Origin of the sequence: Pseudomonas sp. EL_65y_Pfl2_R95 (genome assembly GCF_963971045.1) — a bacterium.
Classification (GTDB): Bacteria; Pseudomonadota; Gammaproteobacteria; order Pseudomonadales; family Pseudomonadaceae; genus Aquipseudomonas.
On record NZ_CAXAOV010000011.1, the window covers coordinates 1 to 15,589 of the forward strand.

Consider the following 15,589-nt stretch of genomic DNA (forward strand, 5'->3'; position numbering starts at 1 on the left):
CATCAAAATGGTTGTTACCCTGATTGCTCCAATCGCCATGGAAGATGGTCTGCGTTTCGCGATTCGCGAAGGCGGCCGTACCGTTGGTGCTGGTGTAGTTGCCAAGATCATCGAGTAATCGGTTGATTTGTCCCTCTTAGGCCGACATAATGGTCGGCCTAATTTTGTTCTAGGTCAGTAGCTCAATTGGCAGAGCGACGGTCTCCAAAACCGTAGGTTGGGGGTTCGATTCCCTCCTGACCTGCCATTTTCTAATGAATTTGGCGCGTCTTTTAACAGGATCCTCGTAAATGAATGCAAAGGCTGAAGCCAAAGAAACTCGCTTTGACCTGCTCAAGTGGCTGGTTGTTGCTGCTCTTGTAGTAGTTGGCGTGGTTGGTAATCAGTACTTCGCAGCTGAGCCGATTCTGTATCGTGTGCTGGCTCTGCTGGTTGTTGCTGTGCTTGCTGGTGTTGTTGCGATGCAAACCGCTAAAGGCCAAGCCTTTTTTGTGTTGGTGAAAGAAGCGCGTGTCGAAATTCGTAAAGTTGTCTGGCCAACGCGTCAGGAAACCACGCAGACCACGTTAATTGTTGTGGCTGTTGTTTTGGTAATGGCTCTGTTGTTGTGGGGATTAGACTCCCTGCTCGGCTGGACTGTTTCGTTGATTGTCGGCTAAGGGTGTCCCGTGGCTAAGCGTTGGTACGTCGTGCATGCTTACTCGGGTTACGAGAAGCATGTTATGCGTTCGTTGATCGAGCGTATAAAACTCGCTGGTATGGAAGATGGCTTTGGTGAAATTCTCGTGCCTACTGAAGAAGTGGTCGAGATGCGCAATGGTCAGAAGCGTAAGAGCGAGCGCAAGTTCTTCCCTGGTTATGTTCTGGTTCAGATGGACATGAGCGAAGGTACTTGGCACTTGGTGAAAGATACGCCACGTGTCATGGGCTTTATTGGTGGTACGGCTGATAAGCCGGCCCCGATCACTGACAAAGAAGCGGAGGCGATCTTGCGTCGCGTCGCGGATAGCGGTGATAAGCCTAAGCCTAAGACGCTGTTCGAGCCAGGCGAAATGATCCGTGTCATCGATGGCCCATTCGCTGATTTCAGTGGTGTCGTCGAAGAAGTTAACTATGAAAAGAGTCGTGTTCAGGTGGCAGTTACCATCTTCGGCCGCTCTACACCGGTAGAGCTGGAGTTCAGTCAGGTCGAAAAGGCATAGTTGACATAAGCATCCCTTACCCCGCAGTTATCGACTGCGGGGTTTTGTCGTCACTGGGATAAACGTGTAAGTAACTGGGGAGCCATAAAGGCGCTTGAACCCAATATTGGAGTAGCTCATGGCTAAGAAAATTACGGCTTATATCAAGCTGCAGGTAAAGGCAGGTCAAGCTAACCCTTCGCCACCGGTAGGTCCGGCATTGGGTCAGCACGGTGTTAACATCATGGAATTCTGCAAGGCGTTCAACGCCAAGACTCAAGGCCAAGAGCCAGGTCTGCCGACTCCAGTGATCATCACTGTTTACAGCGACCGTAGCTTCACCTTTGAAACCAAAAGCACCCCGGCTTCGGTTCTGTTGAAGAAAGCAGCTGGCTTGACCAGCGGTTCTGCGCGTCCGAACACCGTTAAAGTTGGCACCGTGACTCGTGCTCAGCTGGAAGAGATCGTTAAAGCTAAACAAGCTGATCTGACTGCCGCTGACCTGGATGCAGGCGTACGTACTATCGCTGGCTCCGCACGCAGCATGGGCCTCAACGTGGAGGGTGTGTAAATGGCTAAGCTGACTAAGCGTCAAAAGGCAATTGCTGAGAAGATTGAAGCTGGCAAGGCTTACAACTTCAACGAAGCTGCCGCACTTCTGGCCGAAATTTCGGCTGTCAAGTTCTCCGAGTCGGTAGACATCGCCGTGAACTTGGGCGTTGACCCGCGTAAATCTGACCAGGTTGTTCGTGGCGCTACTGTGCTGCCAAACGGCTCGGGCAAATCTGTGCGCGTTGCAGTATTCACTCAGGGTCCAGCTGCTGAAGCTGCTCTGGCTGCCGGCGCTGACCGCGTTGGTATGGATGATCTGGCTGCTGAAATGAAAGGCGGCGACCTGAACTATGACGTCGTTATTGCATCCCCTGATGCAATGCGTGTTGTGGGTCAGTTGGGTCAAGTGCTCGGTCCTCGTGGCCTGATGCCTAACCCAAAGGTCGGTACTGTTACCCCTGACGTAGCAACTGCTGTGAAGAATGCCAAAGCGGGTCAAGTGCGTTTCCGTACTGACAAGAACGGCATCATCCACGGTTCCGTCGGCAAGGTTGGTTTTGACGCCGAGAAGTTGAAGCAGAACGTTGAGGCTCTGATTTCAGACCTTAAGCGTTTGAAGCCATCGACTTCTAAAGGTATCTACGTTAAGCGTGTGACCCTGAGCACTACCATGGGTCCTGGTTTGATCATTGATCAGGCTTCGCTCGACGCATAAGGAATACAGCGGGCATGAGTTTCATGTCCGCTTGCAAAAATTGGGGTCCCTGCCTGGCGGGGGCTATCCAAGACCGTAGGTGGTGAAAGCCTTAAACAGGAAAACCTACGCAGATGGTGCTCCCGGTTCTTTACCGAATCAGACACCAAAACGACATCCGGCTCAGGCCAGATGAAACGGTAACAAGCAGGAGTTTTACCCGTGGCAATTAAACTCGAAGACAAGAAGGCCATCGTCGCTGAAGTCAACGAGGCTGCCCAAGCTGCCCTGTCCGCTGTCGTGGCTGATGCCCGTGGCGTGACCGTAGCTGCAATGACCGGACTCCGTAAAGAAGCTCGTGAATCAGGTGTTTACGTTAAGGTTGTACGTAACACTCTGCTTCGTCGCGCTGTTGAAGGTACTTCCTATGAAGTGCTCAACGACGTCTTTACTGGCCCAACCCTGATTGCGTTTTCTAATGAACATCCGGGCGCTGCTGCTCGCATTTTCAAAGATTTCGCCAAGGGTCAGGACAAGTTCGAGATCAAAGCTGCTGCGTTTGAAGGAAAGCTGATCGCAGCCAACCAGATCGACGTACTGGCAAGCTTGCCGACCTACGACGAAGCGATTTCTCAGCTGATGAGCGTGATTCAAGGCGCTACCAGCAAGTTCGTTCGTACTTTGGCAGCTGTTCGTGACCAGAAAGAATCTGCTGCTGCCTAAGGCACTGCGTACTCTTTCGATCATTTTTGTTTATTTGATAGCCGCGAAGGCTGTCCCCCAATACAGGAAATTAGAGTCATGGCTCTGACTAACGAAGACATCATCAACGCCGTATCCGAAATGTCTGTGATGCAGGTTGTAGAACTGATCACCGCTATGGAAGAGAAGTTCGGCGTTAGCGCTGCTGCCGCTGCTGGCCCAGCTGCTGGCCCAGCTGCTGCCGCTGCTGAAGAACAGACCGAGTTCAACATCGTTCTGCTTGAAGCTGGCGAGAAGAAAGTAAACGTAATTAAAGCAGTTCGTGAACTGACTGGTCTGGGTTTGAAAGAAGCCAAGGCAGTTGTTGACAGCGCTCCTGGCGTTGTTAAAGAAGGCGCTTCGAAAGAAGAAGCCGAAGCTGCTAAGAAAGTTCTGGAAGAAGCAGGCGCTAAAGTCGAGCTTAAGTAAGCGACGACTTTGCGTACACAGTCTGAGCGACTCGCTTAAGGCTGATGGCTGGTGGCTTTGCCACCGGCCTTTTTCCGTTCCAGGTTGGCGCTTGTGCAGCTAGCCTGGGGCAGGAAAACCCCACCCGTTGTGGTGGCGCAAACCAAAGGGGTTTGCAAGAGTTTCTGGCTGCTCCCGTCGGAGAGGCCAAATAAGCAGGTGACCAAGCTGGGGAACGCTGATGGCTTACTCATATACTGAGAAAAAACGTATCCGCAAGGACTTTAGCAAGTTGCCGGATGTTATGGATGTGCCTTATCTCCTGGCCATCCAGCTGGATTCGTACCGCGAATTCCTGCAGGCGGGAGCGACTAAAGATAAGTTTCGCGATATCGGCCTCCATGCCGCCTTTAAGTCCGTTTTCCCGATTATCAGCTATTCCGGCAATGCTGCCCTGGAATACGTCGGTTATCGCCTGGGTGAACCGGCTTTTGACGTCAAAGAGTGCGTCCTTCGTGGCGTAACTTATGCCGTGCCGCTGCGGGTAAAAGTCCGTTTGATCATTTTCGACAAAGAATCGTCGAACAAAGCGATCAAGGACATTAAAGAGCAAGAAGTTTACATGGGGGAAATCCCCCTGATGACCGAGAACGGTACCTTCGTTATCAACGGTACCGAGCGTGTCATCGTTTCCCAGTTGCACCGTTCGCCAGGCGTGTTCTTTGACCACGACCGCGGCAAGACGCATAGCTCTGGCAAGTTGCTGTATTCGGCTCGCGTGATTCCTTACCGTGGCTCTTGGCTCGACTTCGAATTCGACCCGAAAGACGCCGTATTCGTACGTATCGACCGTCGCCGTAAGTTGCCGGCTTCAGTACTGCTGCGCGCGCTGGGTTACAGCACTGAAGAGATGCTTGACGCGTTCTATGTCACCAACGTTTTCCATGTTAAGGGCGAAACCCTGAACCTGGAACTGGTGCCACATCGTCTGCGTGGTGAAATTGCTGTTCTCGATATTAAAGACGAGAAGGGTAAGGTCATCGTTGAGCAAGGCCGCCGTATTACTGCGCGCCACATCAACCAGTTGGACAAAGCCGGCATCAAGGAACTTGAAGTTCCTATCGATTACCTGATTGGCCGTACCAGCGCCAAGGCAATCGTGCATCCGGCAACTGGCGAAATCATCGCTGAGTGCAACACCGAGCTGAACGTTGAAATCCTCGCCAAGGTTGTTAAGGCGCAGGTTGTACGCATCGAAACCTTGTACACCAACGACATCGATTGCGGTCCGTTTATCTCTGACACTCTGAAGATTGATTCGACCACCAACCAATTGGAAGCGTTGGTTGAAATCTATCGCATGATGCGTCCAGGCGAGCCGCCAACCAAGGATGCTGCCGAGACGCTGTTCAACAACTTGTTCTTCAGCCCAGAGCGTTATGATCTGTCGGCTGTAGGTCGCATGAAGTTCAACCGTCGTATCGGTCGTACCGAGATCGAAGGTTCGGGTGTGTTGAGCAAAGAAGATATCGTTGAAGTCCTCAAGACTTTGGTTGATATCCGCAATGGCAAAGGCATCGTCGATGACATCGACCACCTCGGTAACCGTCGCGTACGTTGCGTCGGCGAAATGGCTGAGAACCAGTTCCGTGTAGGTCTGGTACGTGTTGAGCGTGCAGTTAAAGAACGTCTGTCGATGGCTGAAAGCGAAGGCTTGATGCCGCAGGACCTGATCAACGCCAAGCCAGTGGCTGCTGCGGTCAAAGAGTTCTTCGGTTCCAGCCAGCTCTCGCAGTTTATGGATCAGAACAACCCGCTGTCCGAGATTACGCACAAGCGTCGTGTCTCTGCACTCGGCCCGGGCGGTTTGACCCGTGAGCGTGCAGGCTTCGAAGTTCGTGACGTACACCCGACTCACTACGGCCGTGTGTGCCCGATTGAGACCCCGGAAGGTCCGAACATTGGTCTGATCAACTCCCTGGCTGCCTATGCGCGCACCAACCAGTACGGTTTCCTTGAGAGCCCGTATCGTGTGGTGAAAGACACGCTGGTAACCGACGAGATCGTGTTCCTTTCAGCAATCGAAGAGGCCGATCACGTGATCGCCCAGGCTTCGGCTCTGATGAACGACAAAGGTCAGCTGATCGATGAATTGGTGGCAGTACGTCACCTCAATGAATTCACCGTTAAAGCACCTGAAGACGTAACGCTGATGGACGTCTCGCCGAAGCAGGTAGTTTCGGTTGCAGCTTCGTTGATCCCATTCCTCGAGCACGACGACGCCAACCGTGCGTTGATGGGTTCGAACATGCAGCGTCAGGCTGTTCCGACACTGCGTTCGGACAAGCCGCTCGTGGGTACCGGCATGGAGCGCAACGTAGCGCGTGACTCCGGTGTTTGCGTTGTTGCACGTCGTGGTGGTGTGATCGACTCGGTTGATGCGAGCCGTATCGTTGTTCGTGTGAACGACGACGAAGTAGAAACCGGTGAAGCCGGTGTTGATATCTACAACCTGACCAAATACACCCGTTCCAACCAGAACACTTGCATCAACCAGCGTCCGCTGGTGAGCAAAGGTGACAAGGTCAAGCGTAGCGACATCATGGCTGACGGCCCGTCGACCGACATGGGTGAACTGGCTCTTGGTCAGAACATGCGCGTGGCATTCATGCCATGGAACGGTTACAACTTCGAAGACTCCATCCTCCTCTCGGAGCGCGTGGTTCAAGAAGATCGATTCACCACGATCCACATTCAGGAACTGACCTGTGTGGCCCGTGACACCAAGCTTGGGCCTGAGGAGATCTCCTCGGATATCCCGAACGTTGGTGAAGCTGCTCTGAACAAGTTGGACGAAGCAGGCATCGTGTATGTCGGCGCTGAAGTAGGTCCTGGCGACATTCTGGTGGGTAAAGTGACGCCTAAGGGCGAAACCCAGCTGACTCCAGAAGAGAAGCTGTTGCGTGCGATCTTCGGTGAAAAAGCGTCTGACGTTAAAGACACTTCCCTGCGTGTGCCAACTGGCACCAAAGGTACGGTCATTGACGTACAGGTCTTCACCCGTGACGGCGTTGAGCGCGATGCGCGCGCACTGTCGATCGAGAAGACTCAGCTTGACGAGATCCGTAAGGACCTCAACGAAGAGTTCCGCATTGTTGAAGGTGCAACCTTCGAACGTCTGCGTTCGGCTCTGGTTGGCAAGGTAGTTGAAGGCGGTGCTGGCCTGAAGAAGGGCGCAGAGCTGACTGACGAGTTCCTTGACGGTCTTGAGCGTGGCCAGTGGTTCAAGCTGCGCATGGCTGACGATGCCCTGAACGAACAGTTGGAAAAGGCCCAGGCCTATATTTCTGACCGTCGTCAGCTGCTCGACGACAAGTTCGAAGACAAGAAGCGCAAACTGCAGCAGGGCGATGACCTGGCTCCAGGCGTGCTGAAAATCGTTAAGGTTTACCTGGCAATCCGCCGTCGCATCCAGCCGGGTGACAAGATGGCTGGTCGTCACGGTAACAAAGGTGTGGTGTCGGTCATCATGCCGGTTGAAGACATGCCGCACGACGTACACGGTACGCCGGTCGACATCGTACTTAACCCGCTGGGTGTTCCATCACGTATGAACGTGGGTCAGATTCTCGAAACTCACCTTGGTCTCGCGGCCAAAGGTTTGGGCGAGAAGATCAACCGCATGCTTGAAGAGCAGCGCAAGATCGCTGAACTGCGTAAGTTCTTGCAGCAGATCTATAACGAGATCGGTGGCCGTCAGGAAAGCCTTGACGAGTTCAGCGATCAGGAAATTACTGATCTGGCGAAGAACCTGCGTGGCGGTGTGCCAATGGCCACTCCAGTATTCGACGGTGCTAAAGAAAGCGAAATCAAGGCCATGCTGAAACTGGCAGATTTGCCAGAAAGCGGCCAGATGCGCTTGATCGACGGTCGTACGGGTAACCAGTTCGAGCGCGAAACCACTGTCGGCTACATGTACATGTTGAAACTGAACCACCTGGTGGACGACAAGATGCACGCGCGTTCCACTGGTTCCTATAGCCTGGTTACTCAGCAGCCGCTGGGTGGTAAGGCGCAGTTCGGTGGTCAGCGCTTCGGTGAGATGGAGGTCTGGGCGTTGGAAGCCTATGGCGCCGCTTACACATTGCAAGAAATGCTGACCGTGAAGTCGGACGACGTGAACGGCCGTACCAAGATGTACAAAAACATCGTTGACGGCGATCACCGTATGGAGCCAGGCATGCCTGAGTCCTTCAACGTACTGATCAAAGAGATCCGTTCGCTCGGTATCGACATCGATCTGGAAACCGAATAACACGTGACGCGAATCGGCGGTGGAGCACTTTGCTCCATCGCCAGCTCCGCCAGGAGGAAAGGCCTTGAAAGACCTACTGAATTTGCTGAAAAACCAGGGTCAAGTCGAAGAGTTCGACGCCATCCGTATTGGGTTGGCATCGCCTGAGATGATCCGTTCGTGGTCGTTCGGTGAAGTTAAAAAGCCGGAAACCATCAACTACCGTACGTTCAAACCAGAGCGTGACGGCCTGTTCTGCGCCAAAATCTTTGGCCCGGTAAAGGATTACGAGTGCCTGTGCGGTAAGTACAAGCGCCTCAAGCACCGTGGTGTGATCTGTGAGAAGTGCGGCGTTGAAGTTGCACTGGCGAAAGTTCGTCGTGAGCGTATGGCTCACATCGAACTGGCTTCTCCAGTTGCTCACATCTGGTTCCTGAAGTCCCTGCCAAGCCGCATCGGCTTGCTGATGGACATGACCCTGCGTGATATCGAACGCGTTCTCTATTTCGAGAGCTATGTCGTTATCGATCCAGGCATGACCACCCTTGAAAAAGGTCAGCTGCTGAACGATGAGCAGTATTTCGAAGCACTGGAAGAGTTCGGTGATGACTTCGACGCACGTATGGGCGCCGAGGCTGTTCGCGAGCTGTTGCACGCTATCGACCTGGAACACGAGATTGGCCGCCTGCGCGAAGAAATTCCGCAAACCAACTCGGAAACCAAAATCAAGAAGCTGTCCAAGCGTCTGAAGTTGATGGAAGCCTTCCTGGGCTCCGGCAACTTGCCAGAGTGGATGGTATTGACCGTTCTGCCGGTTCTGCCGCCAGATCTGCGTCCATTGGTACCGCTGGACGGTGGTCGTTTCGCGACCTCTGACCTGAACGATCTGTATCGTCGCGTTATCAACCGTAACAACCGTCTGAAGCGTCTGCTTGACCTGTCTGCGCCCGATATCATCGTGCGTAACGAAAAGCGCATGCTGCAAGAAGCGGTTGACGCATTGCTCGACAACGGCCGTCGCGGTCGCGCCATCACTGGCTCGAACAAGCGTCCGCTGAAATCCTTGGCTGACATGATCAAGGGTAAGCAAGGTCGTTTCCGTCAGAACTTGCTCGGTAAGCGCGTTGACTACTCCGGTCGTTCGGTAATTACCGTGGGTCCAACCCTGCGTCTGCACCAGTGCGGTCTGCCGAAGAAAATGGCCCTCGAGCTGTTCAAGCCGTTCATTTTCGGCAAGCTAGAAATGCGTGGTCTGGCGACTACCATCAAAGCTGCCAAGAAGATGGTTGAGCGTGAGTTGCCGGAAGTGTGGGACGTTCTCGCTGAAGTCATTCGCGAACACCCAGTGCTTCTCAACCGTGCACCGACCCTTCACCGTTTGGGTATCCAGGCGTTTGAACCGGTTCTGATCGAAGGTAAGGCAATCCAGCTGCACCCGTTGGTTTGTGCGGCCTACAACGCCGACTTCGACGGTGACCAGATGGCTGTTCACGTACCGCTGACGCTGGAAGCCCAGCTTGAAGCGCGTGCGTTGATGATGTCGACCAACAACATTCTGTCGCCAGCCAACGGTGAGCCAATCATCGTTCCGTCGCAGGACGTTGTACTGGGTCTGTACTACATGACCCGTGAAGCGACCAACGCCAAAGGCGAAGGCCGCGTATTCGCTGACCTGCAAGAAGTTGACCGCGTATTCCGTGGTGGTCAGGCGTCTCTGCACGCCCGTGTCAAGGTGCGTATCAACGAGGTCATCAAAGACCGCGATGGCAGCATCACCAAAAACACCCGCATCGTCGACACCACTGTCGGCCGTGCGCTGCTGTTCCAGATCGTGCCGGACGGCCTGTCGTATGACGTGGTCAACCACTCGATGAAGAAGAAGGCGATCTCCAAGCTGATCAACCAGTGCTACCGCACCGTTGGCTTGAAAGACACCGTAATCTTCGCTGACCAGCTGATGTACACCGGTTTCGCATACTCGACGATCTCGGGCGTTTCCATTGGTGTTAACGACTTCGTTATCCCTGATGAAAAAGTTCGCATCATCGACGCCGCAACCGAAGAAGTTAAAGAGATCGAAAGCCAGTACGCATCGGGCCTGGTAACTCAGGGCGAGAAGTACAACAAGGTGATCGACTTGTGGTCGAAGGCCAACGACGAAGTCTCCAAAGCGATGATGGCGAACCTCTCGAAAGAGAAAGTAGTCGACCGCGACGGCAAGACTGTTGATCAAGAGTCCTTCAACTCGATGTACATGATGGCCGACTCCGGTGCGCGGGGTTCTGCTGCGCAGATCCGTCAGCTCGCTGGTATGCGTGGTCTGATGGCCAAGCCAGACGGCTCGATCATCGAAACGCCGATTACTGCGAACTTCCGAGAAGGTTTGAGCGTACTTCAGTACTTCATCTCGACTCACGGTGCTCGTAAAGGTTTGGCGGATACCGCACTGAAAACAGCTAACTCCGGTTATCTGACGCGTCGTCTGGTTGACGTTGCTCAGGATCTGGTAGTGACTGAGATCGATTGCGGCACCGAGCGCGGCTTGTTCATGACGCCGCACATTGAAGGCGGTGATGTAGTTGAGCCGTTGGGTGAGCGCGTATTGGGCCGAGTAATCGCCAATGACGTATTCAAGCCAGGCACCGAAGACGTCATCGTTCCAGCCGGTACCTTGGTTGACGAACAGTGGGTTGAGTTCATTGAACTGAACAGCATCGACGAAGTTGTCGTGCGTTCGCCAATCACCTGTGAAACCCGCTACGGCATCTGCGCCAAGTGTTACGGTCGTGACCTTGCACGTGGTCACCAGATCAACATCGGTGAAGCTGTCGGCGTTATCGCTGCTCAGTCGATCGGTGAGCCAGGTACTCAGCTGACCATGCGTACGTTCCACATCGGTGGTGCGGCTAGCCGGACCTCGGCTGCTGACAGCGTTCAGGTTAAGAATGGCGGTACTGTTCGTCTGCATAACTTGAAGCACGTAGAGCGTCTGGACGGCGCACTGGTCGCGGTATCGCGTTCCGGTGAGTTGGCAATGGCTGACGAGTTCGGTCGCGAGCGCGAGCGTTACAAGCTGCCTTACGGTGCTGTGATCTCGGTTAAGGAAGGTGACAAAGTGGAGCCGGGCGCAATCGTCGCCAAATGGGATCCGCACACTCACCCAATCGTTACCGAGATGAAAGGTACTGTGACCTTCGTTGGTATGGAAGAAGGCATCACGATCAAGCGTCAGACTGACGAATTGACCGGTTTGACCAACATTGAAGTTCTGGATCCGAAAGACCGTCCAGCTGCCGGCAAAGATATTCGCCCAGCAGTGAAGATGGTGGGTGTTGACGGTAAAGACTTGCTGTTGCCAGGTACCGACGTACCGGCTCAGTACTTCTTGCCAGCTAACGCCTTGGTCGGTGTAGCGGATGGTGTGCAAGTGGGCGTGGGTGATGTAATCGCTCGTATCCCGCAAGAAACATCGAAAACCCGTGACATCACCGGTGGTCTGCCACGCGTTGCCGACTTGTTCGAAGCGCGTCGTCCGAAAGAAGCTTCGATTCTGGCGGAGATCAGCGGCACCATCTCCTTCGGTAAAGAAACCAAAGGCAAGCGTCGTCTGGTGATTACACCAACCGACGGTAGCGATCCGTACGAAGAGCTGATTCCGAAGTGGCGTCACCTGAACGTGTTCGAAGGTGAACAGGTCAACAAGGGTGAAGTTATCTCCGACGGCCCGAGCGATCCGCACGACATCCTGCGTCTGTTGGGTGTAAGCGCGTTGGCTAAGTACATCGTTAACGAGATCCAAGACGTTTACCGTCTGCAGGGCGTGAAGATCAACGATAAGCACATCGAGACCATCCTGCGTCAGATGCTGCGTAAAGTTGAAGTGGCTGAATCCGGCGATTCAACCTTCATCAAGGGCGACCAGATGGAGTTGACCGCGGTACTGGGTGAGAACGAGCGTCTGGCAGCAGCCGACAAGTTCGTCTCCAAGTACACCCGCGTATTGCTGGGTATCACCAAGGCGTCGTTGTCGACTGAATCGTTCATCTCGGCAGCATCGTTCCAGGAAACCACTCGCGTTCTTACCGAGGCGGCGGTTACTGGTAAGCGCGACTACCTGCGCGGCCTGAAGGAAAACGTGGTTGTGGGTCGTTTGATCCCGGCCGGTACTGGTTTGGCGTACCACAGCGAGCGTAAGCGCAAGCGTGAAATTGACAAACCAACGCGCGTTAGCGCCAGTGAAGTGGAAGCTGCACTGACCGAAGCGTTGAACTTCAGCGGAAATTAAGAGCGTAATCCCGCCGCGAATGCGGCGGGGTTGCATCTTGACTGGGAAGCTGAGTCTCTTTAGACTCATGCACCCCTAAATTTGGCAGGGCATGTTGCTCTGCCATTTTGCTTTGTTTGAAAAGCAATAGCGTCGAAAGACAACAGTGGAGCTAAAGATGGCAACTATTAACCAGCTGGTACGTCAGCCGCGTAAGCGTATCGTCGAGAAATCCGACGTGCCTGCGCTGCAGAACTGCCCGCAACGTCGTGGCGTATGCACTCGCGTGTATACCACTACGCCGAAAAAACCTAACTCGGCTTTGCGTAAAGTTTGCCGTGTTCGCCTGACCAACGGTTTCGAAGTTTCTTCGTACATCGGTGGTGAAGGTCACAACCTGCAAGAGCACAGCGTTGTTCTGATCCGTGGCGGTCGTGTAAAAGACCTTCCGGGTGTTCGCTACCACACCGTTCGCGGTTCTTTGGATACTTCCGGTGTTAAAGGTCGTAACCAGGGTCGTTCGAAGTACGGTACTAAGCGTCCTAAGTGATCGCGCCCCAGTAATGGGACAGTTCACTAAATTGCAGTTATCTATTTATTTGAGTCGATAAGAGTAAGGTCGGGCGCATTTGCGGTCCCGAGCTAACCTGAAGACCGTTTGAGGGCTTATCACATGCCAAGACGTCGTGTAGCAGCCAAGCGCGAAGTGCTTGATGATCCAAAATACGGAAGCCAAATTCTGGCCAAGTTCATGAACCACGTAATGGAAAGCGGCAAGAAAGCCGTTGCCGAGCGTATCGTTTATGGCGCGCTGGACAAGGTTAAAGAACGTAAGAACAGCGATCCCCTGGAGATCTTCGAGAAAGCTCTCGACGCCATCGCTCCGCTGGTCGAAGTGAAGTCGCGCCGCGTTGGTGGTGCTACTTACCAGGTTCCTGTTGAAGTACGTCCTTCCCGTCGTAATGCTCTTGCCATGCGCTGGCTGGTAGATTTCGCCCGTAAGCGTGGCGAGAAGTCTATGGCTCTGCGTTTAGCTGGCGAGCTGTTGGATGCTGCCGAAGGCAAGGGTGCTGCAGTTAAGAAGCGTGAAGACGTGCACCGTATGGCTGAAGCCAACAAGGCTTTCTCGCACTACCGCTTCTAATTTTCTAGCGCTTCTAAACTTTGCGAGGGCTTTATGGCTCGTACTACTCCGATTAGCCGCTACCGTAACATTGGTATTGTCGCGCACGTTGATGCCGGCAAAACCACTACGACTGAGCGGGTCCTGTTTTACACAGGCAAAAGTCACAAAATGGGCGAGGTGCATGACGGCGCCGCGACCACAGACTGGATGGTTCAGGAGCAGGAGCGTGGTATTACCATTACTTCTGCTGCTATCACTGCGTTCTGGAAGGGTTCTGTCAAGCAGTACTCTCATGAGCACCGTTTCAACGTCATTGACACCCCGGGCCACGTTGACTTCACCATTGAAGTAGAGCGCTCTTTGCGCGTACTCGATGGCGCGGTCGTTGTGTTCTGTGGTACTTCAGGTGTTGAGCCGCAGTCGGAAACCGTATGGCGTCAAGCCAACAAGTACGGCGTTCCACGTCTTGTTTATGTCAACAAGATGGACCGTGCGGGTGCTAACTTCCTGCGCGTTATCGCTCAGATCAAGCAGCGTTTGGGTCACACTCCGGTGCCGATCCAGTTGGCTATCGGTTCCGAAGACAACTTCCAGGGTCAGATTGATCTGATGGCCATGGAAGCTGTTTACTGGGACGAGGCTGACCGCGGCATGGTTCCACGTCGTGAGGCTATTCCTGCAGATATGCTGGAGTTGGCTGAAGAGTGGCGTGGCAACATGGTAGAAGCTGCTGCTGAAGCCAGTGAAGAGCTGATGAACAAGTACCTCGAAGGTGAAGAACTCACCAACGACGAAATCAAAGCAGCTCTGCGTCAGCGTACTATCGCTGGCGAAATCGTCTTGGCTGTTTGCGGTTCTTCGTTCAAGAACAAGGGTGTTCCCCTGGTTCTCGATGCCGTTATCGACTATCTGCCTGCGCCTAGCGATATTCCTGCCATCAAGGGTACTGACCCGGATGACGAGGAAAAAGAAATGGAGCGCCATGCAGATGACGCTGAGCCGTTCTCGGCACTGGCGTTCAAGATCGCGACTGACCCGTTCGTGGGTACCTTGACCTTCGTTCGCGTTTACTCGGGTGTGTTGAACTCCGGCGACGGCGTGATCAACTCGGTTAAAGGCAAGAAAGAGCGCGTGGGTCGTATGGTGCAAATGCACGCAAACGCCCGTGAAGAGATCAAAGAAGTACGCGCGGGTGATATCGCGGCTTTGATCGGCATGAAGGACGTCACCACCGGTGAAACCTTGTGCAACGCTGACAAGCCAATCATCCTCGTTCGTATGGACTTCCCGGAGCCGGTTATTTCGGTTGCTGTTGAGCCTAAGACCAAGGACGATCAGGAAAAAATGGGTATCGCACTGGGCAAGCTTGCTCAGGAAGATCCATCTTTCCGCGTTAAGACTGACGAAGAGACGGGTCAAACGATCATCTCTGGTATGGGCGAGTTGCACCTCGATATTCTCGTAGACCGTATGCGTCGCGAGTTCAACGTCGAAGCCAACATCGGTAAGCCACAGGTTTCGTACCGTGAGCGCATCACCAAGAGCTGTGAGATCGAAGGCAAGTTCGTTCGTCAATCTGGTGGTCGTGGCCAATTCGGTCATTGCTGGGTTCGTTTTGCTCCGGCAGACGAAGGTCAGGAAGGCTTGCAGTTTGTCAACGAAGTAGTGGGCGGTGTTATTCCTAAGGAATACATCCCGGCTATCCAGAAGGGCATTGAAGAGCAGATGAAGAACGGTGTTGTTGCCGGCTATCCGCTGATCGGCCTGAAGGCTACTGTGTTTGATGGTTCGTACCACGACGTCGACTCTAACGAGATGGCGTTTAAGGTGGCTGCATCCATGGCGACCAAGCAACTGGCCCAGAAGGGCGGCGGTGAGTTGCTCGAGCCGATCATGGCTGTAGAGGTTGTAACGCCTGAAGACTATATGGGTGATGTGATGGGCGACCTTAACCGTCGTCGCGGCATGATCCAGGGTATGGAAGACACGGTGTCCGGCAAGGTAATTCGCGCTGAGGTTCCGCTGGGTGAGATGTTCGGTTATGCGACCGACGTTCGTTCCATGTCCCAGGGTCGCGCAAGCTACTCTATGGAATTCAAAAAGTACGATACAGCTCCGACGCACATCGTCGAATCTGTTACTAAAAATCAAGGCTGATTCAGCCCTTTACGCTAGGAGTTAATTGTCGTGGCTAAAGAAAAGTTTGAACGTAAAAAACCACACGTAAACGTTGGCACAATCGGCCACGTTGACCATGGTAAAACTACCCTGACTGCAGCACTGACTCGCGTTTGTGCCGAAGCATGGGGCGGTTCCGCTCGTGATTTCT

12 protein-coding genes, 1 tRNA gene and 1 pseudogene are annotated in these 15,589 nt (G+C 53.7%); all 14 read left to right on the forward strand.

The features are described from left to right. A pseudogene (locus AACY09_RS21835) lies at positions 1-118 on the forward strand (elongation factor Tu); the annotation flags it as partial. Positions 119-171: 53 nt separating this feature from the next. Continuing rightward, positions 172-247 (forward strand) — tRNA-Trp (locus AACY09_RS21840). Between the two features lie 43 nt (positions 248-290). Beyond that, positions 291-659, forward strand: a complete 369-nt coding sequence (secE, locus tag AACY09_RS21845; RefSeq protein ID WP_339491022.1) for a preprotein translocase subunit SecE — start codon at positions 291-293, stop codon at positions 657-659. A gap of 9 nt (positions 660-668) precedes the next feature. Beyond that, entirely contained in the window at positions 669-1,202 is a 534-nt protein-coding gene (gene nusG, locus AACY09_RS21850) for a transcription termination/antitermination protein NusG (protein WP_339491023.1), read from the forward strand. 118 nt (positions 1,203-1,320) lie between these two features. Continuing rightward, positions 1,321-1,752, forward strand: a complete 432-nt coding sequence (gene rplK, locus AACY09_RS21855) for a 50S ribosomal protein L11 (RefSeq protein WP_339491024.1) — start codon at positions 1,321-1,323, stop codon at positions 1,750-1,752. After that, positions 1,753-2,448, forward strand: a complete 696-nt coding sequence (gene rplA, locus AACY09_RS21860; RefSeq protein ID WP_339491025.1) for a 50S ribosomal protein L1 — start codon at positions 1,753-1,755, stop codon at positions 2,446-2,448. A gap of 201 nt (positions 2,449-2,649) precedes the next feature. Further along, positions 2,650-3,150: a 50S ribosomal protein L10 gene (gene rplJ, locus AACY09_RS21865; protein ID WP_339491026.1), complete on the forward strand. Its 501-nt coding sequence runs from the start codon at positions 2,650-2,652 to the stop codon at positions 3,148-3,150. Positions 3,151-3,228: 78 nt separating this feature from the next. Beyond that, complete coding sequence (rplL, locus tag AACY09_RS21870; RefSeq protein WP_339491027.1) at positions 3,229-3,597, forward strand: 50S ribosomal protein L7/L12; 369 nt, start codon at positions 3,229-3,231, stop codon at positions 3,595-3,597. 220 nt (positions 3,598-3,817) lie between these two features. Next, a complete protein-coding gene (gene rpoB / locus AACY09_RS21875; RefSeq protein WP_339491028.1) occupies positions 3,818-7,891 on the forward strand; it encodes a DNA-directed RNA polymerase subunit beta in 4,074 nt (1,357 codons plus the stop codon). Positions 7,892-7,955: 64 nt separating this feature from the next. Further along, on the forward strand, positions 7,956-12,155 hold the full coding sequence (rpoC, locus tag AACY09_RS21880) for a DNA-directed RNA polymerase subunit beta' (RefSeq protein WP_339491029.1): 4,200 nt from the start codon (positions 7,956-7,958) through the stop codon (positions 12,153-12,155). A gap of 157 nt (positions 12,156-12,312) precedes the next feature. Further along, complete coding sequence (gene rpsL / locus AACY09_RS21885; RefSeq protein WP_003186084.1) at positions 12,313-12,684, forward strand: 30S ribosomal protein S12; 372 nt, start codon at positions 12,313-12,315, stop codon at positions 12,682-12,684. A gap of 123 nt (positions 12,685-12,807) precedes the next feature. Beyond that, a complete protein-coding gene (rpsG, locus tag AACY09_RS21890; protein WP_010490886.1) occupies positions 12,808-13,278 on the forward strand; it encodes a 30S ribosomal protein S7 in 471 nt (156 codons plus the stop codon). Positions 13,279-13,311: 33 nt separating this feature from the next. Continuing rightward, positions 13,312-15,417: an elongation factor G gene (fusA, locus tag AACY09_RS21895; protein ID WP_339491030.1), complete on the forward strand. Its 2,106-nt coding sequence runs from the start codon at positions 13,312-13,314 to the stop codon at positions 15,415-15,417. 30 nt (positions 15,418-15,447) lie between these two features. After that, positions 15,448-15,589 (forward strand): GTP-binding protein (locus tag AACY09_RS21900; protein ID WP_339491031.1); only part of this gene is annotated, 142 nt, incomplete at its 3' end.